The following is a 26,558-nucleotide window of genomic DNA, read 5'->3' on the forward strand; positions in this document are numbered from 1 at the left end:
TTCCACGCAAATTTTAATACCCTTCTCTAATTAGCTCGTATCCTTTCCGCGATACTTTCGATAAATGATATCTAAACCCTGTTATTCAAACGTTCCTTTCACAACAGGGACACCGTCTTTTACCATTACTTTACCTTGAGCAAAAACCGTTTTAATTGTTAGCGTCTCTTTGTCTAAAAGGACTAAATCTGCATCTTTTCCGGGTTGAATATGCCCTTTATTGGACAGTTTTAATACTTTGGCAGGATTAGAAGTAATGACTTGAAGAGCTGTTTCTAACGGTACTGATTCCTCTAATACTGCATCTCGTACTTCTTGAAATAAAGAAGACACTTTTCCAACTTGAAGACCTTTATAATCTCCGTTATCATCAAAAAACGGCAGGCTCGCGTTTCCATCGGATGAAAACGTAATGCTGTCAATCGCCACTTTCTCTTCCAGCATGATGCGTAACCCTTTGCTGCACTTAACTTCGCCTTCTTCTAAAAAGTGAGGGATCGTGCTAGTCGTAAAATCTACATATCCGCCTCGCTTTGCAAATTGAATTCCTTCTTTAAACAGCTCTTCATTTCTATTAATATGTGTAGGGTGAAACTGACGAATTGGCAGGTCTGTTTTATCTGCGATTTGATTCAATAAAGATAATTTTCGTTCTCCGTCTCCTACGTGAATCTCTAATATTCCGGCTTTCCCTGATAAAATCCCTCCATTGCGGGCAGCGGAAGCCACCTTCACCAGTTCTTCAAATGTCGGTTCAGAAGAACGGTGATCGGAAATGGCAATTTCACCTACTCCGATAATTTTATCAATTAAAATAAGATCTTCTTCAATGCTATTAGTTAACGTTTTTACCGGTATTTGATAGGAACCTGTGTGAATGAAGCAGCTGATCCCTTCTTCTTCTAACCCTCTTGCTTTGGCCAGAAGGTTTTCCATTCTTCTTGTTGTACCGTCTGTTCCAAGTACACCTACAATAGTTGTAACACCGGCAGTCGTTGCATCGGTTAACATTAGTTCAGGAGTGCGTGTTTTATATCCACCTTCTCCTCCTCCGCCAATAATATGAACATGTGAGTCAATGAAGCCTGGAGCTATAATGTGATTAGCGGCATCTACAACATCAATAGGAATGGACGTATTTACATGATCAATACAATCTTTTATAAGGATGATTTTGCTGTCTGCAAGCAATATATCTTTTTTTCCTAAGTGCTGTGGTGCATATACTTCTGCGTTTTTGATTAAGGTTAACAACTTCTATTCCTCCTAGTAAGCTCAACTTACAAATTACATTTTTCTATCTCTTAAAATGGCCCGTAATTGATAAAATAAGCAATCACAACGGCTATTAGACCAATCACATATTGAATAAGGACTAACGGCAACACCCATTTTGCCCACTTTGTCCATGAAATCCCCGCAATCGCTAAACCAGCCATCAATGTTCCAGCCGTTGGGAAGATAATATTTCCGATGCCGTCTGCAAAAGAAAAAGATAATACAGCCGTTTGTCGCGTAATATCAAGCAAATCTGCAAGAGGGGTCATGATTGGCATCGTCAGCATCGCATGACCCGTTCCAGACGCTAAAATAAGATGAATCAGCGCTTGGAAGTTGTAGATTCCGATGACGCTTAAATATCCCGGAATATGTTGAATAGCTCCAGATACTTGATGAAGCATAGGGTCTACAATATGACCTTCATTTAAAACAACAAGAACTGCGCGAGAAACTCCAATAACAAGCGCTCCTCCAACTAGTGCTGCTGCCCCGTTTGTAAACGACTTAACCGTATTTTCAACAGAGAGCCTTCCAATAATCCCAATCACCACTGTCAAAATCACAAACAGAGAGGCAATTTCAGTAATGTACCACTTATATTTAATAACACCAAAAGCAAGAATTACATAGTTAACAAGAAATGCTGCCATAATCCATTTATGCTTTCTAGTTAACTTCGCATCAGAGTTTAAAAGTTTATGTGCATTAGTTATGCTGTATTTTCCGTATGTTCCTATAGAAGGACTTCTTTTCACTTTCATCGCATATCGGTAGACAAACCATACTGAAACAGCATAAACAACTACGAATAAGATGAGACGAAAGCCCATTCCAGAAAACATAGGAAGCTCTGCTACTCCTTGTGCAACACCTACTGTAAATGGATTCATAACGGCCGTAGTAAAACCAGCCGATGCGCCAATTAAAACAATAGCAGTCCCTGTTAATGCATCGAATCCAAGAGCAAGTGCCAGCGGAATTAAAAGAGGAATATAAGCTAGCGTTTCTTCCGCCATCCCCATTAAAGAACCGCCTACCGCAAAAAATAGCATCATAACAGGAATTAATAATTTTTCTCTAGTAGCAAGCTTTTTAGCCATCGTTGTAATCAATACATCTACTGTCCCCGTAGCGCTTAGTACACCAAAGAAACCGCCGATAATTAATACAAAAAAGATAATGTCGGCTCCTTCTACCATTCCTGTATGTATCGCTTTGACCATATCAAAGAATCCAACAGGTGTAGAACCAATCCATTTAAACGACTGAGGATCTACCGTTGTTCGTCCGTCTACTTCTACACGTGCGTATTCTCCGGCTGGCAAGATATACGTTAAAATAGTAGCAATCACAAGAAAGCCTAACAATAAAGCAAAAACGTTTATTTTCCTCTCTTTTTTCCGTACCTGATTTAATGAACTCATTTCCTTTTGCGGTTCACTCATTCTTCTTCTCCCCTTCATTGTGAAATAATAACTTTAAACAGACATCTCGTTCTTTAAAAGCAGCTTCCTTATCTGCAGCTACACATTGCTCCTTTCTCTTGTGTTCTTCACATATAGTACAAGCAATTTTCGTGCCAACGTATAACCGTTTAATTTTCTGAATTATGATATAATTAAAATGTGTTTTAGGTGTTAATTGGGTGTTTTTTAAAATTTAATAACGCCAATTAAGAAGCTAGTTGATAGAAAATCTGGAGCATGAAACCATTAGCTAGTTCTTTTTTAAAAAAGGGGCAAAACGAAAGATAAAAGAATTTAATCTATAGACATAAAAAAATACTACACTCAAATGGCTAGCTGAAAAACATGCGGATTACAAACTTACAAAAGTGGCTGCTACAGTAGAACACGCACTTTATCAAACGCTTCAAGATGAAGTGAAAACGAAAGATTTAGGCGGACATGCCTCTACATTGGAGTTTACAGCAGCTATTTTAGAGAAAATAAAATCCACGCAAAATTAACAGCAATTTATCCATTCTATAGAGGTGATCATAATGAAAAAAAGAAAGATTATTATGGACTGTGATCCAGGTCATGATGATGCTATTGCTATTATTTTGGCTGCCGCACGACCGGAATTAGATATTTTAGCGATCACAACTGTTTCGGGAAACGCAGAAATTGAAAAAACGACAGTGAACGCTTTGAAAGTGTGTGATTTAGTATTTTTACATAACGTGGTTGTCTCAAAAGGAGCAAGTGAACCATTGATTCGCACGCGTGAAAACGCTCCTAGCATACATGGTGATTCAGGGTTAGACGGCCCTGAGTTCCCTCCTCTGTCTCGCAGCTGGAGTGAAGAACACGGAGTAGATACTATTATACGAATGGTAAAAGAGTCAGAAGGTCCCGTTACACTTTTACCTACAGGCCCTTTAACAAACATTGCCTTAGCTTTAATGAAAGCTCCAGAAATGAAAGAAGACATTGAAGAGATTATCCTTATGGGCGGTGGAACCTTCGGGAACTGGACACCAACGGCTGAGTTTAATATTTGGGCAGATCCAGAAGCGGCTAAAAAAGTGTTCGATAGCGGCATCCCACTCGTAGTAATGGGGTTAGATATTACGCATCAAGCCGTTGCAACAGATGACGTTATTAACCAAGTCGTGAACATCGATAATAACGTAGCAAAAAAGGTCGGGGAATTATTAGCATTTTTTAAATCTGCCTATAAAGAAACCTTTGGATTTAATGGCCCTCCTGTTCACGATGTATTGACCGTTGCTTATTGTGTAGCTCCAGAACTATTTACGCTAAAAGAAGTTAATATTGTAGTAGAAACACGCGGAGAATACACGGCTGGAACAACTTCAGTTGATTTGCTTGGAGTCACAGGGAGGAAACCCAATGCTAAATTCGGTTTAACTCTTGATGTAGACGCATTTTGGAATTTAATGATTGAGGCTCTCAAAACATATTCAGCTTCGTAATGTTCATCTAGAAGATAAATTTTATAGAGGCAGCACCAGAACGTCGAGTTCACAACTTGCTGGTGCTGTCTTACGTTTATTCATACTATCTAGCTGTTTTTTTCGCTTTTTGATTGAGCATTAAAGTAATGATTGAAGCAACAATCACACCTGTAATCAAGCAGTTGGATATATCTTTATAAATTACTCCCATTACTGTCCCGCCTATAACACCTACACTAATGAGTGAAATCCGTTCTCTTTGGTTCATAATTTATCCCTCCATCTTTTTTAACAAAATATTTAATTTATGAAGAGCAAACTGCAGGTCTATTTGCTCTTCTTCATTTAATTTGGAGATATTTGTATTGAAATTACTATAAATCCCTCTCCATTTTTCTTCTTGAATATTTTTTCCTTTAGACGTTAATGAGACTAAAACTGCACGCTTATCTCGCGGATCAGGCATTTTGATTAAATATCCTTCATTTTCTAATTCACTGATAACATTCGTTAACTGTTGTTTGGCAATATTTAATCCATTACTAATTTCCTTAATATTCAAATCTCTTTTTTTCATATACATGAATTCAACTACGTGATTTTGTAAATGTGTTAATTTCACTTCATTCTTGTTTAAGTTCTTGAAGTTTTCAAATAAAACCGGTATTAAAGCGATATATTCCTTAGCCAGTTTTTCCTCCATAAGATACTCACCTTCTTTAGTAAATATATTATTACTAATTTTAAATAAAAACAATATAAATAGTTGATTTTAGTAAAAATATATTTACTAAAACCCATACACACTTCTAAAGTTATGTTATCTCGCTCTAAAAAAAAGTTTATTAATCCTATGTAAGCAGCTATTTAACGATAAAAAAAGCAAGGAAGTATACTCCCTTACTTTCTGTTTACAACTCCCGTTAAAAAATTCAAAAATACGTGTACGCCTGCTTTTACAGTTATTTCTCTTACATCACGCAGCGGATCTAGACAAACGATATCCATTGCTTGAACAAGCGGATGACTCCCAGCCGTGTATACCGCTTCAAACAATTCCTCCGTTCTCATTCCCCCTGTGGTTCCTGCTGGAACTCCAGGTGCGTAAGCAATATCTAACACGTCCATATCAACGGTTAAATAGATCATGTCTACTTCTTTGCTCAGCTGTTTTAGTACTTCTTTCACCGTATGAGTTACTCCCGCTTTTCTTGCTTGCAGTAGCGTTACATAATGAACGCCTTTGCTATCCGCATATTCCTTTAACGATTTTGAGTTGTAAAACCCGTGAAGCCCAATATTCCATACATGAGTTGCATCAATTGTGTTGCTTTCAATTAAATTTCGTATGGGTGTTCCGTTAGAAGGGCCATTGTCTTCTAAGCTTCGTAAGTCAAAGTGCGTATCAAACTGTAAAATTCCTATTTTCTGTTCGGGATGTGACTCTTTCCATCCTTTTACTAACATAGCTGTAATGGAGTGGTCTCCTCCGAGCATAACAGGCAGCGCATGCGGATGACATTTCCGCATAGACATCATCGCTTCTTTTATATACTGATGAGACTTCTCTATATCCGTTACGTGCTGTTTGACGTCACCTAAATCCAACACTGACAAGGAAGTCAAATCCGTATCATACTCAATATGATACGGATTAAAGGATTTCCAGATTTTCCTCATGGCCATTGGCGTCTCACTGGCTCCAGAAGCGCTAATGGAGGATCTTGAAAGAGGCACGCCCAAAACCGTAATATCTATCGATGTAAAGTCGACTTTGCACCCATCTTCAACTGTCTGAATCCAATCACTTACTTTTGGGTCAGAAGTACTTTGACGCTGCCAGCAAAAAGGCGGTCGATCAAGCTGTGGGTACGGATAGTTCATGTAAAACACCGCCTTCAACCACAACTTTCCCATCTTTTAATACCGTGTCTACAAGATTTACGGCATAGTTATACTGCAGCGTTTGGTAATTGGGCGCATCAAATAGCACTAAATCGGCTTTTTTACCTACTTCAATACTTCCGATTTGATCCCCTTTGCCAATGGCATGAGCCGCGTTGATCGTACAGGCTGTTAAAACTTCTGCGGGCGTCATTTTCATCGTTAAACAAGCTAAATTCATAATAAACGGCAGCGATTCCGTAGGAGAAGACCCTGGGTTTCGATCTGTAGACAAAGCAACCGGTACCCCTGCTTCGATCATTTTTCTAGCACGCGCCGGCTCTTCCATTAAAAAGAATGCAGTACCCGGCAATAGAACGGCTATAACTCCGCTTTCAGCCATTTGCTTAATTCCTTGATCCGATGCTTTTAATAAATGATCCGCAGACACAGCTCCCACTTTAGCCGCTAATTCTGCCCCGCCAAAAGACACAATTTCATCGGCGTGGATTTTAGGTTTTAGTCCGTATGCTTTTCCAGCTTGTAAAATACGCTCTGACTGTTCAACTGTAAACACACCTTCTTCACAAAATACATCACAAAACTCCGCTAGCTCTTCTTTTGCAACAATTGGTATCATTTCTTCGATAACAAAACGAACAAACTCATCTTCCTTTCCTTTGTACTCAGCTGGCACCGCATGAGCTCCCATAAAGGTTGAAACAACATCTACTGGATGCTGTTCATTCAGTTTCTTCGCTACTTTTAATTGTTTGATTTCATCTTTAAGATTTAAACCGTACCCGCTTTTGGCTTCGACAGTTGTAACTCCGTACTGCAGAAATTTATTTAAACGTTTTGTAGATTGCTTGATTAGCTCCTCTTCTGTTGCTTGTCGTGTACTAACGGTTGTTTGTAAAATTCCTCCTCCCGCTTTTAATATATCAATATACTTTGCCCCGTTTAAGCGCATTTCTAATTCTTTTTCACGACTGCCGCCAAACACAAGGTGAGTGTGGGGATCAATTAACCCAGGCGTTACGATTTTTCCTTCGGCATCAATTATATTAATAGGTTCATGGATATGCTCAAGGTATTCCCGCGCTTTGACGTCAGGCCCAACAAATACAATTTTTCCATTTTTAACGAGTACGCTGCCATTTTCAATGATTCCTAGATCTGACATTTCTTCCTCTCGTCTAGGCTGACTTCCACCTTTAACCGTAATGACTTGTTCAGCGCATTTGATATACGTAATAGTCATACGTATCCCTCCTTTTTTATTCATGTAACGCGGGAATTTGTATCCCTTTTTCTTTTGCAGTTTGAATGGCCTTATCATAGCCGGCGTCTACATGACGAACAACACCCATGCCAGGATCTGTTGTTAAAACACGTTCTAGACGTTTAGCGGCATCTTCCGTCCCGTCTGCTACTACAACCATTCCAGCGTGCAGAGAATACCCCATACCTACTCCTCCTCCGTGGTGAACGGATACCCAGCTTGCGCCTGCTGCCGTATTGACTAATGCATTTAAAATAGGCCAGTCTGCTACTGCATCACTGCCATCTTTCATTGCTTCAGTTTCACGATTTGGCGAAGCCACGGAACCGGCATCTAGATGATCTCTGCCAATAACGATAGGCGCTGACAGCTCTCCGTTTGCTACCATGTCATTAATAATTTTTCCAAAGCGCGCTCTTTCTCCGTAGCCTAGCCAGCAAATACGAGCCGGCAATCCTTGAAACTCAATTTTTTCTCTCGCCATTTTAATCCAGTTGCAAAGATGCGTATTATCCGAAAACTCACGTAAAATGACTTCATCTGTTTTATAAATATCTTCTGGGTTTCCTGACAAAGCGACCCACCTGAACGGTCCTTTTCCTTCACAGAACTGCGGACGGATGTACGCTGGGACAAATCCCGGGAAATCAAATGCATTCGCGACACCTTCATCGAGCGCCACTTGGCGAATATTATTGCCATAGTCAAAAGCAACCGCGCCTTTTCTTTGCATCTCTAACATGGCTTGAACGTGAATAGCCATACTTGCTTTTGATTGTTTTATATATTCATTTGGATTTGTATTCCGCAATTTTTCTCCTTCTGCTAAGCTGACTCCAATCGGCAAATATCCGTTAAGCGGATCATGTGCCGATGTTTGATCTGTCACAATATCTGGGATAAATCCTCGCTTTATCATTTCAGGCAAAATCTCGGCTGCATTTCCAACTAATCCAATGGACAGCGCTTTGCCCAATCTTTTTGCATCTTCAGCTAACGTGATTGCATCAGCTACACTTTCGACTACCGTATCGCAATACTTTGTTTCGATACGTTTTTCAATACGCGTGCGATCAACATCAATTCCAATGACAACGCCGCCTGCCATCGTAACGGCTAACGGTTGTGCACCTCCCATTCCTCCTAATCCAGCTGTTAACGTAATGGTTCCTTTCAAAGTTCCGTTAAAATGCTGGTTGGCACACTCAGCAAATGTTTCATACGTTCCTTGAACAATGCCTTGGCTTCCGATATAAATCCAGCTTCCTGCAGTCATTTGCCCGTACATCATTAACCCTTTTTTATCGAGCTCATGGAACGTCTCCCAATTCGCAAAAGCAGGAACAAGATTTGAATTTGCTAATAAAACACGCGGCGCATCACTGTGCGTTTTAAAAACCGCAACCGGCTTGCCGGACTGTATGAGAAGCGTTTCATCTTCTTCTAATTCTTTTAACGTATCTACAATACGATCGAACGCCTCCCAGTTACGGGCTGCTTTTCCGATCCCTCCGTATACGACTAACTTTTCCGGATGCTCTGCTACTTCGGAATCTAAATTGTTTAGAAGCATGCGAAGAGCGGCTTCTTGTACCCAGCCTTTTGTCGTTAGTTCTGTTCCACGAGGTGCTTTTATTCCACTTTGTTTTGTCTCCATTTCGTTTTCCTCCTCTATAAAAATGAAAAACTGTTAAACTAACTTTTTATTACAGTGCTAGTTCATAATTCGTATCTTGCACAAAAGTTTTGAAATCAGCTGCTAACGCCTCAATATCACGTGAGAAAATTCGATCTTTCATAATGGTTGGTACGGTTTTTCTAATTCTTGAATAAATTTTTCTTGTTTCTGAAGCAAGTTTATCCACTCCTTGAATATCGGCTGCTTGAGCCGCACAAATTGCTTCGATTGATAGAACTCTTCTTGTATTTTGGATAATTTGATAAGCATGACGTGCAGCAGTCGTTCCCATGCTGACATGGTCTTCTTGATTCGCTGAAGATGGGATAGAATCAACACTTGATGGATGCGCTAATACTTTATTTTCGGAAACTAATGAAGCCGCAGCGTATTGAGTAATCATGAGCCCGGACTCTAGACCTGGATCTGCACTTAAAAATGCGGGCAGCCCGCTAAGCTGAGGGTTTACTATTCGTTCAATGCGCCGTTCAGAAATATTCCCAAGCTCCGCCATTGCAATTCCTAGAAAATCCATAGCAAACGCAATGGGCTGCCCGTGAAAATTCCCTCCAGAAATTACTTTGCCGCTGTCAGCAAAGATGAGCGGGTTATCAGTTGCTGAATTAATCTCAATTAACAGCTTTTCTTTTACATAATTTAAAACTTGATAAATAGCACCATGAACTTGAGGAATGCAGCGCAGTGAATAAGCATCTTGCACTCTTATTTGACCTTGAGAAGTAGTTAATTGACTGCCTTCTAAGTACGAAAGAATTCGGGCAGCTACCTGCTGTTGTTCCGGGTAAGGTCTTACTGCATGTGACTCAGGCATGAATGCTTCTACAATACCTTGCAGACCTTCTAATGTCAGTGCTGCAATTCCGTCAGCAAGATCAGCGAGCTTTTGAGCTTCAAGGTACGAAACTACTCCTACAGCCGTCATTGCCTGAGTGCCGTTGATCAAAGCTAGCCCTTCTTTTGCCTGTAATTGTATAGGTTCAAGCCCTGCTAGCTTTAAAGCATCTTCTCCTTGCATTCGCTGACCATTATATACAGCTTCTCCTTCTCCAACTAGCAGCAGCGCTAGATGTGATAACGGGGCTAAGTCACCGCTAGCTCCAAGCGAACCTTGACTCGGGATAACCGGTACTACGTTTTGATTTAAGCAATCGATAAGAAGCTGCAAGGTTTCCAGTCGTATTCCGGAATACCCTTTAGCTAATGCGTTCGCTCGTAAAAGCAGCATGACTCTGCTTACTTCTAACGAAAATGGCTCTCCTAGTCCGCAGGCATGACTGCGAATCAGGTTAATCTGCAGATCAGCTAAGTCTGTTTTTGAAATAACCATATCACTAAACTTTCCAAATCCCGTATTCACTCCGTAAATTACGTTGTTGTTCGTAATGCTCTCTTCAACTAACGTTCTGCTTTTTTGTATATGTTCAACTGCGTGATCGCTAATTTTCACGGAGTATCCTTGGTAAATAACTTTGTAAATTTGGTCGAACGTCAGTGAATTTCCATCAATTTGAATAAACATCATACCCGCTCCCTTGTTAAACTGTAGACTGCCTTTTCTTTTTGAACACAAAAAGGGGCTATATCAAAGAGGAAATAAGCTCCTTTTGATATAGCCCCCTATAAACCAACCTACTTACACTATGGGCTTTTATTAATAATCAGTATTTCACTTATACATACAATCGCTAAATGACTAAATCACTATACACTTTAAGCTGTACAACTTAAAGCAACTAGGGTACCTACACTAAGTATTACGCTGAATTAATCATTTGTCAATTATTATTTAAGAAAATTTTAAATAATCTGAAATAAAATCGTTATTTCTTATAGCAGCGATGATTCACGGCTGCACAATTTTATTTTTTAAACGTTATCGGACGTTCATGTCGCTTGGGTGCGGACCTTTGCGGCGGTTGCTGTTTAATCCATTAATCTCTGCCATATCATCAGCAGTAAGTTCAAAATCAAACACGTTAAAGTTTTCTTCTATTCTAGACGGTGTAACTGACTTAGGAATGACAATTGTGTTGTTCTGTAAGTGCCAGCGCAATACAACTTGAGCCGGAGTTTTGCTATGTACTTCAGCAATTTTTTGAATAACCTCGTCTTGTAACACTTCTCCTCCTTGATCAAGAGGGCTCCATGCTTCCACGAAAATATTATGTTTGGCGCAAAACTCTTTTAATTCATTTTGAGCAAGATACGGATGGCACTCAATTTGGTTTAAAACAGGCGTTACGTCACATTCATTTAACAAGCGCTCCAAATGCTCAATTTCAAAGTTGCAGACGCCAATTGCTTTTACTTTGCCATCGTGATAAAGCTTTTCTAATGCTTTATACGTCTCCACATACTCATCATATTGAGGAGTAGGCCAGTGAATCAAATATAAATCCACATAATCAAGTCCTAATCGTTCTAGGCTTTCATCAAACGCACGTAGTGCATTTTCATAGCCTTGGTCGCTGTTCCAAACTTTTGTTGTAATAAACAGCTCTTCCCGAGGAACAGAAGATTCTTTAATCGCTTGACCTACTCCTTCTTCATTTTTATAAATCATAGCTGTGTCGATAGAGGTATATCCAACTTCAATTGCTTTTGACACTGCAGCTGCTGCTTTGTTATCTTCTACTTGCCATACGCCAAATCCAAGCTGAGGCATTTTTAAGCCGTTGTTTAATGTGACAATATTCATTTTACATGTCTCCTTTTTTGTTAAAAAGTTCAAAGTTTTAATGATGGTGCCAGCCGATCAGCATAGCAACCTGGCCCATTATAATGCCGACTGGGATTCCTACAATCATGGCTCCAAATCGAAATTTAAAAGACCATGCCCGCGGTACAAGGGAAAACAAATAAATCATACTCATCGTTGCCATGCATGTACTGCTAAAGAAACTGACGATAGTGTGTAAATTTGGCATTCCTTCTCCTCATTTCACTAGAACATTTGCGCCTTTTCAATTTCATCATTTATCTTTTGTTCTAATGCCTATGTTTTCGCAGCCGACATAGTTACATTCGTCAAAGGGTTCCGTAATCCTGCTTCAATCAGCTAAAAATACTTTACCTACGTAACTTTTTTAATTAAAACGAATATGTGCTTTTAACTGAGAAGTTGTGTATAATTTCCGTATATACAAAATAATAAGAATTTTTTATTTCAAAGAGAAACTGTACATCCTCTGTAAGGCAATCATACATATTTGCAAGAGTTAACGAAAGGAATGGATATAAAAATGGCGATTGAAAGAGTAAAAGCATATTTTAAACAATATGGCATGGAGAATCGAATTATTGAAATGGATGAGTCCAGTGCTACTGTAGAACTGGCAGCGCAAGCTTTAAAATGTGAGCCGCAACGGATCGCAAAAAGTCTTTCTTTTAACGCAGAAGGAACCGTTCTATTAATTGTGGCAGCAGGAGATGCGAAAATTGATAATCGAAAATATAAAGAAGAGTTCGGAACCAAAGCAAAAATGCTTGGAGCAAGTGAAGTAGAAACGCTGATTGGTCATGCCGTAGGCGGAGTATGCCCATTTGCCGTTAATGAAGGTGTTCACGTGTATCTAGATGAATCTCTGAAACGTTTTGTTACCGTTTTCCCTGCCTGTGGAAGTGGAAATAGTGCAATTGAATTAACAATACCCGAACTAGAAGAATTTTCGAAATGCTTAAAATGGGTTGATGTGTGCAAAGGATGGAATGAATAACTTAGGTAAATTAAGGTACAGATATACATAAAATAAATCAATCAGTACGCCAATAAGCTGAAACAGTTTTTTGTTTCAGCTCATTGGCGTACCTAAACGAATTTATGAAACAGCTTAACCCAACCTAGGTAAGAAACCCCTAAGAGAAATACAAAAAGAAATAGTAAAGGAATGTTCCTAGGGATAAAAAGCCAGCCGTCTAACGTATTCCACAGAAATTCACTTTTATTTGCTTTTCTCATCATTTTCACCTCAAGCAGATTTACTATTTTGTATTCAAAAATTCTTTTACATAGTTATATACAGTATCTTCAACTTATGACCTTTTTTCAAGAAAAACGTGCACGAAAAATGGACTGAATCTGAATCTTCTTAATGTATACCTGTTATGTACTCATTCATCGTCTTAGTTTCATCTGTAAAAAAGAAGAAGCCTACATGTTTAGATGCAGGCTTCTTCTCGTTGATTCAGTCTTTCCTTTGTTTGCCTAGTCAGGCCCTTTCGTTACGTATATCGGTTCATAACCAAAGTGCCTTGCGTGAGATACGGATATCTACTTTCAATTTGCGGTAATACATTTGCTGAAGTCGCTGTTAAGCCTTTCAAAACTAATCAGTCCCTTCAAACGCTAAGTATTTAACCTTTCACAACAACCATTTGCATGATAGCTGCTGTACTATATGTGTACCCCGTATTTATATAGTAAAACCTAAAAAAACAATTTTTTATTACATGTAATTTTCTAGACTTTATAGCAAAGAAAAGTTAGATAGTATAGGTGAAAGAAGCACGACAGCCATTAGCGCTCTACTGTTCAGATTCACGCATTCAAAGAAAAAATCTGAACTTGAAATTCAAAAAATTATTTAATGTATGGTTTCATCAATTTTTTGAAATGCATCTTCAAGTGAAGTATATCCATTTGTTTCTCCTTCGTTACCTTGAAGAGTCCATTCTTGCTTTTCGACTGCTAATTTTCCGTCTTTATCTTTTAGATAAGGTCTGTTAACCATAAACACATGATCATTCTTTTTTACTGTGTAGCCAAGATAATAGTGATTACCTTCTCCTTCCTCTTCATATACGGAGACGCCTTGAAGGTTATATTTGTTTAAAATGTCATCCATATGATGAGTCAGTTCACTTACAATCGCTTCTCTTCCTACATATTCCACATTTCATACCCCTTTTCATTTCGATTTATACTTAGCATTCCCTTGAGCATATTCAATTACACTATCTTTCAAACGTTGTATGAACAAAGCAAGTCGATATAATAGTCATTCATTACATAGTAATAAAAAAGCTACCTCACTATAATGCAACGAAAAAACATTGCTAAGTGAAGTAGCTTTTTTGTTACCGAAATCTACAGAGAAACTTGATTATAGTTCAGTTAAAATAATCGGTTCACCGTTTGTTACAACAATCGTATGTTCACATTGTGCTACAAGACTATTATCAGGTGTAACAAACGTCCAGCCGTCGTCTCCGCGTTCAATGATATGATCAGCCTTCATAGAGATAAACGGCTCTACAGCAATAACAAGACCTTTTTTCAAGAGGGCTTTATCCATTGGATCATAATAGTTTAAAATGTGGTTAGGAGCGTCATGCAAGCTGCGGCCAACACCATGACCCGTTAAGTTTTCAATAACAGCATATCCGTTTTGGTGTGCAAAGTTAGAAACAGCACGACCAATTTGATTTTGTTTTGAACCAGCTTTTACTTTTTTCATAGCTGCCCAAAATGCATCTACTGCAGCTTGACACAGCTTTTCTTTTTCTTCGTCTTGCCCAATAACAAATGAAATACCCGTATCCGAATAATAGCCATCAAGTACTGCGGATACATCCACATTTACTAAATCGCCATCTTTTAATACGCGGTCTCCCGGAATACCGTGAGCCACTTCTTCGTTGACACTAATGCACGTTACACCTGGGAAATTATATTCTTTTTCAGGTGCAGAAATAGCACCGTGTTCATCTAATATTTTTTTACCGATCATATCAAGCTCTTTTGTTGTCATACCTGCTTTTGCTTGTTTTTTCATTTCTTCGCGCGCAAGTGCAACGATACGTCCAATTTTGCGTAAACTTTCTAAATCCTGTTCGTTACCAATAATCATAAAAAAACACTTTCCTTCCTCGAAATATATATCCTATCCGATTTTATCATATTTTTATGAGGATTTTTCAAAAGACCTTTTAAGAACTAAAATGTACGATTAATTAGACTAGTAAGATATTTATCATATGTAAAAATCCTCTTCATTAACCTATGAAATTCAAAAAAGCATGCTACTTCACCGCAGCATACTTTTTTATGTTATATAAAAGCTGCCTTAGTACACGGCAGCTTTCACAATTCCTTAATCCACTGTTTCAAATTTCACTTCATTAAACAAACTAGTAGAATTCCACACGTTCAGCCCAGCATAACCTTCTGAAAAGGTAGGGTCCATTGTATCGATCACCAGCTTGCCATCGAGATAAACTTGAATGTGTTCTCCTTCAGCCATCACTTTTAGATGGTAATCCGTATTTGGTTTTAAATCCAGCTTTCCCCCATCGTCGTAAATAATGAGATCCTTTCCTATTCTGTCTCTAAACGCAATGAGCTTTATTTGATTATTCAGCACATCTACATTCGCAGCATAAGCATTGTTTGCCTGTTCATCCGAACGGAATACTAGCGCTCCTGCTCCTGTAGAATTTGAAACAGAATCGTCTAACACCTTTATTTTTGCCTCATATGTGAAATTTTTTGCTTCTTTTGATGATAAGGTAAAGGAATCTTCTTTGCTTCGTCCTTGTTTTCCGTTAATCGTATCGGCCCATAGTCCGCTAATATTCTTCCATTCAGATAAGTTTGTATCAACAGGACTTTTATTCCAAATAGATTTTAACGGATACATCTTAAGAGAATTTAATTTTACAGCCCCTCCTTTGCTGTAAAGCTTTATTTTATTGCTTGAAAGCGTTGGAAAGAGCTGGTCTGTTATTACTGCAGTGCCGTCATTGCCAAATACTTCTACAGACGACTGGTCTACAAACATATGAAGCTTAACCTTTCCGGCTTTTGGAAGCATGGGAGCAGAGTGTTTGCCTTTCACATTTTCACCAAAATCAAAACTTCCAGAGTTTGTTCGGTCAACAAATAATTGCTGCTTGTTTACGTTATAGCTGACTTTTGTATTTTCGCTGCCTTCTTTTTGAATTTGAAAACCAAATTCTTGTGCATCCGTATTTGAAACATCGAATTCTGCAATAATTTCATATTTGTTTTCCTGTATGCCTGACAGAAGATTTTTGTTTTCAGTAACCATCAGATTCTTCAACACCTTTTTTTCTTGCTTATTGCGAATTGAATCAATTGAAACAGGTATTTGTTTTAAACGAAGCCCTTTTGCTGTGTTGGTGAGTTCTATTTTTCTTGGGATTGACATAGAGCTTCTCCAAGTAGTAGTTGGAGTATTGTTGGCATATTGCCAGTTGCTCATCCAGCCTAGCCAATACTTTTCTCCGTTATCTCCTTCAACACCGCTCCAATCTACAGCAGCATAAAAGTCGGCACCATAATCTGTCCAAAGCACTTCCTCTGGCGGGTTTTCATTTTTAAATGTTTTTCCGTCAAAATCACCAACAAAGTACTGCATACCTGAACCTCCAGCTGCCGCTCCATCATTGATACTGACTTGCAGTACCCATTTTTTCTTCGTTCTGTCTCCATCAACCGGCAGTTCGAGTAAAGTAGGACATTCCCAAATTCCTCCGTTGCTTCCGTGAGTTGAATTCACCCATTCTCCTGACACTGTGTTCCAATCTGAAAGCTCTCCGCCTTCTCTTTGTTTAGCTTCCTCTGGTTCTTTTGCTACACTGTCTACTTTCTCCGGCATTTTTTCTGTATTGAATACATTCACATCATCTAGATTAATATGCCCCCATCCTCCTACAGCTTGATCAACGGCTTTAATGTACAGTACTTCTCCTATATACTTAGAAGCATCCCACACGTAGCGCTGGTACTTTTCATCTGCAAACTTTGTATTCGCTTGACGAATCAATTCTTTATCGTCGGATGCCCGGACTAAGGCTACATAGCGGTTTGTGGGGTCGTTTCCGCCTCCCATTAACAAATTAATTTCACCTGAACCGCTCAATTTAAAATAAGACGAATGTAATTCTCCAGTGGCATTATCGCCATCTTGCTTATCAGAAAAACCCCATAAATGATACTTTCCTTTTTGTTCAAAAAGACCGCTCCAATTTGCGGTTGCATCCGTTACATGATCGTTTGTGAATGCATTTCCCTTTATCGTTTTCCAGCCGGTGAGATCTCCTGTTTCAAAACTTTTATTTTTAATTTCTTTTTCATCTGTATCAATAAACTTTGTCATGTTAACGTCTTGAAACCGGACTGAAGATTGATTAACATGTAGTCCAAACAATCCTTTTGAAAAAGTTTCATCTTTTGCAGTAAGGGTGAAGTTATCGTCTATATGCAAATCAAGTTCATTTCCCGATGCAGTTACTTTTACTTGATGTGATTTGCTCGTATCAATTTTTTCGTTTGTTTCAGCAAGGACAGTTGAAATGCCATTTTGAAGTTTTACTAGTTTGATTGTATCCTTAGAAGCATCTACGCTAGCTATATATCCGTTTTTGGCTTCCGCGTCTGCTCGGAAAAGTAGCGCACCTGAACCATGGTTTTCATCTAAAAATGTCATATTTGACTCGTAAATGAACTGATCTCCCTGTTCTTCACTCATAATATATCCGTCGCTGTTAGATTTACCGATTTTTCCAGCAGCAGTATCATTCCACGTTCCAGTAATAGATTTCCAGTTAGATAGATTGGTTATGAAATTAGATTGATTCGTAAATTTAACATGACGAAAGACAGCTGTGGAATTCCATGCTGTTAATCCAAACTGACCGTTTTCAAAAGATACATCACTGCCTTCTAAAACCTGTTTTCCATTTAGCAGTATCTTAAAGTGGTGACTGTTTGCTTCTACTTTCACGTGATACGCTTGTGACGTATCCAGCCTCATTGGCTTTGAAACAACGGTCGTTACGCTTCCTTTCTCTACTTTGTTAAGTGTTAAGAGGTTCTTTTCAGCATCTAAATTGACGGTATATGCGTTTGTTGCATCTTTATTAGAACGAAAAACAAGGCCTCCTGCACCTTCGCGTCCATTCTTTTCTACAAGCATAATTTCTCCCTCTAGAGTAAAAGATTGACCTTTTTGTTCAGACAAAGTATATGAATAGGCACCGCTTTGACCGTTTGCTTGAATCCCTCCGTCAGATCCAAACTCACTTGCGTATTTCCAATTTTTCAAGTCAGGTGATGTATAAAACATGATTTTATCTTTAGCAGCTAAAGACATCACCCACTGCTTGGTTTGCTCGTGCCAAAACACTTTTGGATCGCGCCAGTCAGGAACTGGGGGATTTGGCATAACAGGATTTCCTTCATATTTGGTCCATGTTCTTCCGCTGTCCGTGCTGTATGCTAGACTTTGAACTTGCCCTTTACTGCCTGAGTGCGTAAAGATAGCTACCATCGCTTCTTTTCCAAATCCTGCGGTATTATTCCAATCGATAACGGCACTTCCTGAAAAGATCTCTCCGTTCTCATCTGGCGAAAGAGCAACCGGAAGGTGTTTCCATTTCACTAAGTCTGTACTAACTGCATGCCCCCAGTGCATAGGTCCCCAGGTGGTACCGTAAGGATAATACTGATAAAAAAGGTGGTACTCCCCGTTATAATAGACCATTCCATTTGGATCGTTCATCCAGTTCGCTTCTGGAGAAAAATGAAATTGATTCCGATATTTTTCTTGATAATACCCTGTATTATCAGCTAATACAGGGTATACAGAAAACATGCTTATGGAACAAGCGACTCCAATCATCAATAACTTTTTGACGGTTCTTTTCATCTTTCTTTCCTCCTTTATTGGCATTACTGGCTATGCAAAACATGTTCACCAGCGGATGCTAGAAGAATAGATGACTCCTCTTATTTATCAGCCTAAAAAGCCGATCCAATAACCTCCTATACCGATTAAGAAAATACCGAAAATAATAAGCAGCGGATTTGTACCTTTTCGAAGCATCCATGCTACTAATAAAGTTAGCGCTAAAGGAAGCAGTCCCGGTAAAATACTGTCGAGTACGTCTTGCACGGTTTTCACGACAACTTTACCAGAATCATCTTTGATCCTAGAAACAACCACTGGTATATTAATAGTGGTCCATTTCGAAACCAATGCTCCCATTACGAAGAGTCCTAAAATGGATGCACCTTCCGTCAGTTTTTGAATTCGATTGCCTACTAAATCTTTTAAAATTTCTGTTCCTTTTAAATAACCATATTTTAATCCATAATATTTTGTACTTAATCGAATGGCATTAATTAAGATGAAAAACAGCAGTGGCCCGGCAATATTCCCGCCTAACGCAAGAGATGCGCCTAGTGCCGCAAGAACTGGTCGCAGCGTTCCCCAGAAAATAGGGTCTCCTACGCCAGCAAGCGGTCCCATTAATCCAATTTTCATTCCGCTGATGGCTTTTTCATCAAAATCTTTTTTATTTGCCATTTCTTCTTCCATTGCTGCCGTGACGCCGAATATAGGTGCGGAAATCCATGGATGTGTATTGAACCATTCTAAATGTCGCTTTAATGCTGCATTTCGCTGTGCCCCTGGTCCGTATAAACGTTTAATTGCTGGAATCATAACATAACAGTAGCCCATTGCCTGAACACGCTCAAAGTTAAATGAACCGAGTAAAAAATTCGAGCGAATAAACATGCTAAAGATGTCTTTTTTCGTTAATCTTTTTTCATTTTCCATCTCTATCCCTCCCTTAAGTTCGCCGTTTAGGCATCTAAATCATCATCGTCATCATCATATACTTGTTCGCTCCCTGTAGCTGCTGGAACGCCTGCCGGCTGCATTTGATTTCGCTGCTGCATTACTTGCTGATAAAGAAGGGCTAAACAAAGACCTAACGCCCCAAATCCTACCAGGTTAAACCCTGTAAATGCCGCTAATAAGAACCCGATATAGAAAAAAGGTTTTAAATGAGGAATGTTCATCATATTGATAACCATGGCATACCCTACGACCACGATAATGCCTCCCCCAATTTGCAGACCTTTTGTAATAACTTCCGGAATATTTCCGAGGAAAGTTTGCACGGCGCTTACGCTGATTAATGTAACAATTAACGTTGGAATCATAACGCGGAGAGCCTGAAAACCCATAGCAGTAATATGCATAATTTCAATTCCTTTAAAGTTCCCTTCTTCCGCGTACTTATCAGCTCGATGAATTAAAAATACTGTGATGGTACGAACAAAAATGGTGAGTACTTGCCCTGCAGCTGCTAAAGCTATAGCTACCGCAATGCCTTCACCAATCCCCTGACCAGCTGTGATAACCAAAATAGTTGAAATAACAGAAGCAATAGCCGTATCAGGTGCCATCGCCAATCCAACATTCATCCATCCAAGAGCCATTAATTCCAGCGTTCCGCCTAAAATAATGCCCGTTTTTAAATCTCCAAGCACCAAGCCTACTAACGTGCAGGCAATGAGAGGACGATGGGATTGCCCTTCGTCCAATACGCTTGCGATGCCAGTTACCGCTGCAATGACTAATAATAAAATAATTTGTATGGAAGACATAAACTCATCTCCTTATTTGATTTTTGTTTCATTTCTCAGTAGTTGAATAAAATTTTCGCTAGAATCTGAGGGTAATTGGCGCAGCTCAAGCTTTACGCCTAGTTCCTGTAGTTTCTCAAAAGCATCGATATCTTTTTCGGTAACGCTTACAGATTTTGTGATTTGTTTTCGGTCATTAGCAAAACGCATGCCGCCTACGTTTACTGTCTCGATAGGCACTCCAGCTTGAACAAGAGCTACAATATCTGCAGGACTTTCAAACAGCAGCATGGCTGTTGTATCCTGATAACGAGGGCTGTGAAATGCTTTTGTCATTTTAGAAATTGAGACAGCACTTGCTTTTACATTCGAAGGAGCCACAGAAAGAATAAGCGTTTTTCGCATTTCATCCGCTGCCACCTCATCTGAAACAATGATAATTCGATCTGCTGCATTTGTTTTGATCCATCTTGTTAATACCTGCCCGTGAATAAAGCGGTCATCAATTCTTGCTAAAACGATTTTCATAATAATCCATCCTCTCCGATTTGGTTTGCTTGCTGGACTTTCTCCAAATGTTCACTGCACACTTGAAAACTTTCTTCATTCACTTGCTTTAATCTCCCTAGCATCTCTTTTAATGTAACGTGTTCCCTCATGGCTAACACTTCTAATAACATAGGCAAGTTAACTCCGGATACCATATCCGCTGTTTTGTTTTTAAGGATATAGGGAGTAGCCGCATTGTAAGGTGTACCTCCAAAAATATCGACTAGAAAAAGCACTTCATTTTCTAAGGGCATTTCCTCTAATGCTTGCTTATATTTTGCTTCAAGCGTTTGGATACCCTCTCCTTTTAGAAAAGGTACGGCTACTACGTGATTCTCTTCACCAAATATCATTTTGGAAGACCCTTCTAATGCTGGTGCGAAATCACCATGCCCACTAATAATGACTGAAATCATGTACACTTGCTCCTCTCTTTTACGTTCTACACTTATTTATTGCAAGTATCGTGCCAACAAAGAGTATTAAGCGCTTTCATTTATTTTTCAATACCTTTTTCTTTGTTGTTGATACAGGTTTCTTAAAATAAATAAACCTGTATCAAAACGTCATGCGTTTTAATACAGGTTTTTCTGTTATTTAAAAAATGGGATAAAAAAAGAAACTAGCGGCATATAAATTAAACTAGTTTCTTGGGATTATCATATGATTTTTACATTTCATCCGCAAAAATGGTGGCAATAAATAATTTTTCATCTCTTGTTAAGGTAAGTTTAAGCTTTTTTTCGACGGCTTGTAATGTTTTTTCCGTTTTTTGATAAATATTTTCTAACTGAGGAGTGATTTCTTCATCCTCCGGAAAAGCAAGAGGTTCGTTTTTTATCATTCTTTCTAAAGCAAAGGCTGTATGCATCACAATTCGAATCATAACGGTGTTGCTTAATTCCATTTCTAACTCATCTTGTACGTGATTTAACCACTCTAACAGAATTTCACTTATGAGATACGGATTAATAAATAGAAGGTACTTTCGTAAGTTTTCTTCGCAAAGTTCACGCACTACAATATTCCCTTCCGTCTTCTCCTCATCATAGCGTATCGTTTCTTTTGTAATTGCCTGTTGAAGTATTCGCTCTCCCTGCCCTTCAATAAGGACTTCTAGTGATACATGAGGCGCATCAATCTTAGGGTTTTTGGTACCTGCTGTTGCGACAATTTCATATTCTTTTTGAATTTCCCGAATGTTTGCTGCTAATTTAATAGAAGAAACGGTTAGAATTTTAATAGGCTCTTGAGATACTTTCCGTGAAATAATCGTTAAGATTTTTTCTAATTGTTTTGCTGTACCGCTTCCTGTTGTACAAATAGAAACAAGGGCTTTTTTTTTCCCAAACACATGCTGCTGCTTATCTATAAATTCCATAAAGTCTTTTTGTACCGAATCAAATATGGCATATAAATTTAAGTCTAAATAATTTACTTTTCTAACGGTGTCTAACACCATAGACGTCGTCACGTTGCTGATTGTTTTAATCTTAGTCCCTGTTTTTTGTTCTAACTTGCTTTCTAACATGGCAAGCGAGCCCATGTCTACAAGCATTAATACGCCTTCTCCTTCATCTACTTTCTTAATTCCCTGGATTAATCTATCTACAATTTCGACTGGAGATACCGTCAAAGGCACATCAATAGCTATAATAGGAGTACTTCCTAAAAGCTCCGTAGCCACTTCTACCATAGAAGTTGCCGTGCTGTTTCCATGTGCAGCAACCACAATCCCCACTCGCTTATTTTCTTCTAACGTTCGAATGGATTGAATAACCATTGTGAGATAAATGACTTCTATTTCTGGCACGATAATGTTAAACCACTTTTCAATTCGATTTTTAAAAAGCAGGGCTACCGCATATTCTTTTGGATACGTTTCGCGAGTTTCATCTATCTCCTTTGTATTTAATACGTCTACTTGTTTTTTTCGCTTTAAAAAGGATTCCATATGCATACTCAAAAAATGAATAAATCTGCGATCAAATTTACAGTTCAATTCTTTTTCTGCTAAATGTTTTAATTCTTTTGTAAGCTGAATCACGTCGTCTTCTACGAATTTCATTAAATTAGAACTCTGGCCATTTTTTTGATTAAAAAAGCTCCGAACATTCAAATGAATGTCGGTAAGAATATATTGATTGATGTCTTCTTGAGATAAACCTTCTTTTGTTAAAACATCTACTTTTTCTTCTATTAACTGATATAAATTAAATGATACGTCTTCCTCTATTTTTATTTCTTGCCTCTCCATAGCCGGAGAAATGATCGTTTTGAGATTTACATATTCAGAAATCTTTCTGCTGCGCTCCATATTTTTACTATTTGAAATCCAATCTCGTTTAATATCATCAGGCAAGTCTCTCACTGTAAGTTCCACCATATGTTTACTATCAAGGTTATTTAAAAATCCGTGTGCGCACACGAGCTGTACATTGGACTTTAACTGCCCTACATTCCCGAATTTTTCAGTGTGGATTAAAGCATTTAATACATCAATGTGGACACTTAGCTTTTTATTAATTCGTTTAGCTTCTTGTTCTAAAAGAAACGTTGTGAGACGAATCTTTTCTTTGAGAGATCGCTCTTCTAATGACGGAATATGGATAGTCATCGGAATTCTTCTTAAGAAAGTTTGCAGTAAGGCTGAACCGGGATTTTCAGTTGTAGCACAAATAATTAATACTTTAGACATTCGCTTATGATCTGTTTCCCCTAGACGATTGTACGTACCTTGATCAATGAGGTAAAAAAGCATTTCTTGACCTTCAGGAGGAAGCCGGTGTATTTCATCCATAAAGAGAATGCCTTCATTTGCTTGTTCTACTAAACCTACTTTACTTTCAGTTGCTCCAGTGAAACTCCCTTGCTTATGACCAAATAACTGAGAAAGAAGTAATTGAGGATTATGGTAATAATCAGCGCAGTTAAAGGTAATGAACGGGGCCCCTGTTTTTAACCTCTCTGAATATATAGCAAATTGATAGATTCGTTTTGCAAAAAGAGATTTGCCTGATCCCGTGGGACCTAATAGCAGCATATGTAACCCATTGGGCGGGTAAAGAACAGCAGCTTTTGCTTGAGAAATCGATTTTTTCAAACTGCCTGTGGCTCCAATCATTAATTCAAAAGGATTAGCAGAAAGTGCTTCTTCTTTTCCCCCATTAGATAGCTGCTCTAGTTTTTCCACTTCCATCTTATTCGTATCCCACTTTTGACGAAAAATGGTTTCGACAATCTCTAGCGGAGCGTAGCGAACGGGGAACATTTTAATTTTAATTACTTTTTGCATGCGGACAAGTTTGTTCAGTTCAAGACTTACATTAGATCTCTCTAAATCTAATTGTTCAGCAATTTCAATCGCTGAGCTTCCTTGTTTATGTAAAAGTTCCACTTCTGTAAACTCCTGAAAATTACTCAACAGCTGATTGTATACCTTATCAATTCGTTTCATTAGAAGCACCTTCTTTATTTTCAGTTCACGATCGGAAGTTTCTCTTTCAAAGAAATGAGACATTCCCTACTACTACAAGTTATTTCATCTACAAGTACCATCATGTCATACTAATCTATGAAAGCGTTTCAAGCCATTATATGTAAATATATTAAGTTAGTCAACCTTGCATGTCAACCGGTTTCATTCTTAAAGTTATAGTCTGTCTGAATGTTTCATTTTCTTTGAATAACTGTGAATCTGTATATACTACTTTTTCATTCTACTTAGCACTGCAGTTACAGCATATTTTTGCTTACATAATAAAACGAAAGAAAACAGCAGCAGTTGTCGCCATTTTCTTTCGTTTTTAAAAATTATTTATCTGCAGTTAATTGTCCTTGTTGTAAAATACTATTTTTCACAACAGCTGTTTTTGATCCTTTAATACTTAACAAGAAGCTAGGAGCAAACGTAGAGTGTTCCTCTGAATAGAAGCCTCTGTTTGTCATGTAACTTGTAATCACGACATTGTCTCCTTTAACTTGTGGAACTGCAAAATGTGAATACGTGAACGTTTTGTCATTAGGATCGAGGTTCATATGTAAAACAAGTCCTGTATCATTTAGCGGTTTGTATTTTCCTGTCAGCGTATTTGATACGTATCCTAGCATATATACGTCATCTTGGCCGATACCATCAATGGTCATTTTAGACCCGCGAGAATCTGTGAATAAGTACCATTTTCCATCTTTTTTGAATACATTTGCGCGTTCAATTTCATCTGTTACCGTGTTTGAGGTAATCAGTGGATCCATTACTTTTTTTAAGGTATAGTCGTTATTTAGTTCTACAATGCCTAATGCGCCGTTTGCTAAAGAGGCTTTCTTTTTATTAGAACTCTGCAGTAATTTCTCTTTTTCTGATTGGAAAAATGGATTGTTTCCACCGTAGTAAGCTCGATTGTAAAGAGAATCCTCCCCTTGATAACCATCTTCAGTTCCTGTGTTTGCTTCAAACACAAGGTATTTATGCCCTTTATCTTCTACATAGTGAGGATCTCTCAACGTATGATTATCTTCTGAACCATATGCGCCTTCGTCGATAAACTGCTGAATATTTTGATATTTTTTACCATCACCATCAAAAATGGATTTATGATCTTCAACACCTTCAATTTTTAACGTATCTGCACTTGGCTGAGATACATTTACTTGAGCTGTTGTTAAAGTTTGTTTTCCATAGTTTGTACCTGAAAAATTAGTATAGAATAAGCGTACTTTTCCGTCTGATGTTAAAGTAGCAGATCCTGACCATTCTTGTGTTTGTTTTTTCAAATGAGGGTCATTCGGTACAAATTTATCACTGTCTTTGAACACTCTTCCTGCATTTTTCCAACTGTCAATCGACTCTTCACCTATTTTTTTATAAAACACATAAATAGATGTATCATCCGCATCTTTAGGATTGCCTGCTAGCGCAAATACAACTTGGTAACCATGGTAGTTGGCTACTGTTCCGTCAGCATTTTGCAGAGGCCAGCTGTCCCATACGTCTAAGTCAATTAAATTACCCGATTTATCATACCCTTTTGCAGAGGCAATATTTTTGATTGTTGCTTTATCAAAAGCTGGAACTTTAAACTGTTCGCTTTTTTGCTGCTGAGGAATTTTCAGCATGTTATCACGTGTAATATGAGAAACTCTATAATTATTATTTGTATCTTTATGATTGCTTTCAGCTGCCCATGTTTGAGATCCAGCACCTACTAACATAGCTGCAGCAAAAGATAATGCTGTTGTTCGCTTTGCGATTTTCTTAATGTTCATCTGTTTTCTCCCTTTTGTATCATACTTTTTCTTGTGTTACTCACAAGTGATCCATTTTCTATGTATCGAGAAGTCATATCCATCTGGTGAAATAACAGAACCGGTTCCATTACCTTTCCAAGATTACTTGCATAATATTGAAAAGTCAAATAGGTAAAATGGAGTGATCATACCCTTTTTTATCCCTTTGTTTTTTTAATTTAGTTATAAAGTCTTAAATCTTTAACTTTTTAATTAAATCGGCAAATTCATCATCATATTTAACCTACTA

The 26,558-nt window shown here is 38.3% G+C and carries 22 protein-coding genes; 3 read left to right on the plus strand and 19 right to left on the minus strand.

The genetic code is table 11. The features are described 5' to 3' along the window. Window positions 1-81: 81 nt before the first annotated feature. Together iadA and ACWATA_RS16275 are read right to left on the minus strand one after the other, a co-directional pair. A complete protein-coding gene (gene iadA / locus ACWATA_RS16270; RefSeq protein ID WP_028413918.1) occupies window positions 82-1,254 on the minus strand; it encodes a beta-aspartyl-peptidase in 1,173 nt (390 codons plus the stop codon). Window positions 1,255-1,304: 50 nt separating this feature from the next. Further along, the gene (locus tag ACWATA_RS16275) at window positions 1,305-2,726 is read right to left on the minus strand and encodes a YfcC family protein (protein WP_154991506.1); all 1,422 of its coding nucleotides are present in this window, start codon (window positions 2,724-2,726) and stop codon (window positions 1,305-1,307) included. A 389-nt stretch (window positions 2,727-3,115) separates the two neighbouring features. Here ACWATA_RS16275 and ACWATA_RS16280 point away from each other — a divergent pair, with 389 nt between their 5' ends. Together ACWATA_RS16280 and ACWATA_RS16285 are read left to right on the plus strand one after the other, a co-directional pair. Then, window positions 3,116-3,250 (plus strand): hypothetical protein, encoded by a 135-nt coding sequence (locus ACWATA_RS16280; RefSeq protein WP_258524438.1) that lies wholly within the window; start codon window positions 3,116-3,118, stop codon window positions 3,248-3,250. Between the two features lie 33 nt (window positions 3,251-3,283). Then, the gene (locus ACWATA_RS16285) at window positions 3,284-4,222 is read left to right on the plus strand and encodes a nucleoside hydrolase (RefSeq protein WP_154991507.1); all 939 of its coding nucleotides are present in this window, start codon (window positions 3,284-3,286) and stop codon (window positions 4,220-4,222) included. Window positions 4,223-4,307: 85 nt separating this feature from the next. On the opposite strand, the gene ACWATA_RS16290 is transcribed toward ACWATA_RS16285, so the two are convergent. From ACWATA_RS16290 to ACWATA_RS16325, 8 genes are all read right to left on the minus strand, one after another. Beyond that, a complete protein-coding gene (locus ACWATA_RS16290; RefSeq protein ID WP_165573357.1) occupies window positions 4,308-4,472 on the minus strand; it encodes a hypothetical protein in 165 nt (54 codons plus the stop codon). 3 nt (window positions 4,473-4,475) lie between these two features. Further along, a complete protein-coding gene (locus tag ACWATA_RS16295) occupies window positions 4,476-4,907 on the minus strand; it encodes a MarR family winged helix-turn-helix transcriptional regulator (RefSeq protein ID WP_033578526.1) in 432 nt (143 codons plus the stop codon). Window positions 4,908-5,104: 197 nt separating this feature from the next. Next, entirely contained in the window at window positions 5,105-6,088 is a 984-nt protein-coding gene (hutG, locus tag ACWATA_RS16300) for a formimidoylglutamase (protein WP_154991508.1), read from the minus strand. Beyond that, the gene (gene hutI / locus ACWATA_RS16305) at window positions 6,063-7,352 is read right to left on the minus strand and encodes an imidazolonepropionase (protein ID WP_155017160.1); all 1,290 of its coding nucleotides are present in this window, start codon (window positions 7,350-7,352) and stop codon (window positions 6,063-6,065) included. The genes hutG and hutI overlap by 26 nt, the downstream gene beginning before the upstream one ends. A 16-nt stretch (window positions 7,353-7,368) precedes the next feature. Further along, the gene (hutU, locus tag ACWATA_RS16310) at window positions 7,369-9,030 is read right to left on the minus strand and encodes a urocanate hydratase (protein WP_154972749.1); all 1,662 of its coding nucleotides are present in this window, start codon (window positions 9,028-9,030) and stop codon (window positions 7,369-7,371) included. Between the two features lie 49 nt (window positions 9,031-9,079). Continuing rightward, complete coding sequence (gene hutH / locus ACWATA_RS16315; protein ID WP_154972748.1) at window positions 9,080-10,591, minus strand: histidine ammonia-lyase; 1,512 nt, start codon at window positions 10,589-10,591, stop codon at window positions 9,080-9,082. A 354-nt stretch (window positions 10,592-10,945) separates the two neighbouring features. Beyond that, window positions 10,946-11,770 carry an aldo/keto reductase gene (locus ACWATA_RS16320; protein WP_028413925.1) on the minus strand — a complete coding sequence of 275 codons (825 nt, stop codon included), beginning with the start codon at window positions 11,768-11,770 and terminating at the stop codon, window positions 10,946-10,948. Window positions 11,771-11,807: 37 nt separating this feature from the next. Continuing rightward, entirely contained in the window at window positions 11,808-11,999 is a 192-nt protein-coding gene (locus ACWATA_RS16325) for a hypothetical protein (protein WP_033578521.1), read from the minus strand. A gap of 315 nt (window positions 12,000-12,314) precedes the next feature. Between ACWATA_RS16325 and ACWATA_RS16330 the strand changes: the two genes are divergently transcribed. Further along, window positions 12,315-12,788 (plus strand): YbaK/EbsC family protein, encoded by a 474-nt coding sequence (locus tag ACWATA_RS16330; RefSeq protein WP_034267780.1) that lies wholly within the window; start codon window positions 12,315-12,317, stop codon window positions 12,786-12,788. Between the two features lie 867 nt (window positions 12,789-13,655). Here ACWATA_RS16330 and ACWATA_RS16335 read toward each other — a convergent pair. From ACWATA_RS16335 to ACWATA_RS16375, 9 genes are all read right to left on the minus strand, one after another. Next, the gene (locus ACWATA_RS16335; protein ID WP_028413927.1) at window positions 13,656-13,964 is read right to left on the minus strand and encodes a DUF5634 family protein; all 309 of its coding nucleotides are present in this window, start codon (window positions 13,962-13,964) and stop codon (window positions 13,656-13,658) included. Between the two features lie 210 nt (window positions 13,965-14,174). Further along, complete coding sequence (gene map / locus ACWATA_RS16340) at window positions 14,175-14,921, minus strand: type I methionyl aminopeptidase (RefSeq protein ID WP_014460782.1); 747 nt, start codon at window positions 14,919-14,921, stop codon at window positions 14,175-14,177. Between the two features lie 243 nt (window positions 14,922-15,164). Then, window positions 15,165-18,743, minus strand: coding sequence for a glycoside hydrolase family 32 protein (locus tag ACWATA_RS16345; RefSeq protein ID WP_155017159.1), 3,579 nt, complete (start codon window positions 18,741-18,743; stop codon window positions 15,165-15,167). Between the two features lie 87 nt (window positions 18,744-18,830). Beyond that, on the minus strand, window positions 18,831-19,658 hold the full coding sequence (locus tag ACWATA_RS16350; protein ID WP_013056298.1) for a mannose/fructose/sorbose PTS transporter subunit IID: 828 nt from the start codon (window positions 19,656-19,658) through the stop codon (window positions 18,831-18,833). Window positions 19,659-19,684: 26 nt separating this feature from the next. Beyond that, window positions 19,685-20,494, minus strand: coding sequence for a PTS mannose/fructose/sorbose transporter subunit IIC (locus tag ACWATA_RS16355; protein WP_028408130.1), 810 nt, complete (start codon window positions 20,492-20,494; stop codon window positions 19,685-19,687). A 12-nt stretch (window positions 20,495-20,506) separates the two neighbouring features. Beyond that, window positions 20,507-21,001, minus strand: coding sequence for a PTS sugar transporter subunit IIB (locus ACWATA_RS16360; protein ID WP_028413929.1), 495 nt, complete (start codon window positions 20,999-21,001; stop codon window positions 20,507-20,509). After that, window positions 20,998-21,438 carry a mannose/fructose/sorbose PTS transporter subunit IIA gene (locus ACWATA_RS16365; RefSeq protein ID WP_028413930.1) on the minus strand — a complete coding sequence of 147 codons (441 nt, stop codon included), beginning with the start codon at window positions 21,436-21,438 and terminating at the stop codon, window positions 20,998-21,000. The genes ACWATA_RS16360 and ACWATA_RS16365 overlap by 4 nt, the downstream gene beginning before the upstream one ends. A gap of 254 nt (window positions 21,439-21,692) precedes the next feature. Then, window positions 21,693-24,479 (minus strand): sigma-54-dependent transcriptional regulator, encoded by a 2,787-nt coding sequence (locus tag ACWATA_RS16370; protein WP_367032752.1) that lies wholly within the window; start codon window positions 24,477-24,479, stop codon window positions 21,693-21,695. A gap of 356 nt (window positions 24,480-24,835) precedes the next feature. Then, window positions 24,836-26,287: a glycoside hydrolase family 68 protein gene (locus tag ACWATA_RS16375; protein ID WP_033578516.1), complete on the minus strand. Its 1,452-nt coding sequence runs from the start codon at window positions 26,285-26,287 to the stop codon at window positions 24,836-24,838. Between the last annotated feature and the right edge of the window lie 271 nt (window positions 26,288-26,558).

This window comes from Priestia sp. USM5, assembly GCF_058323215.1.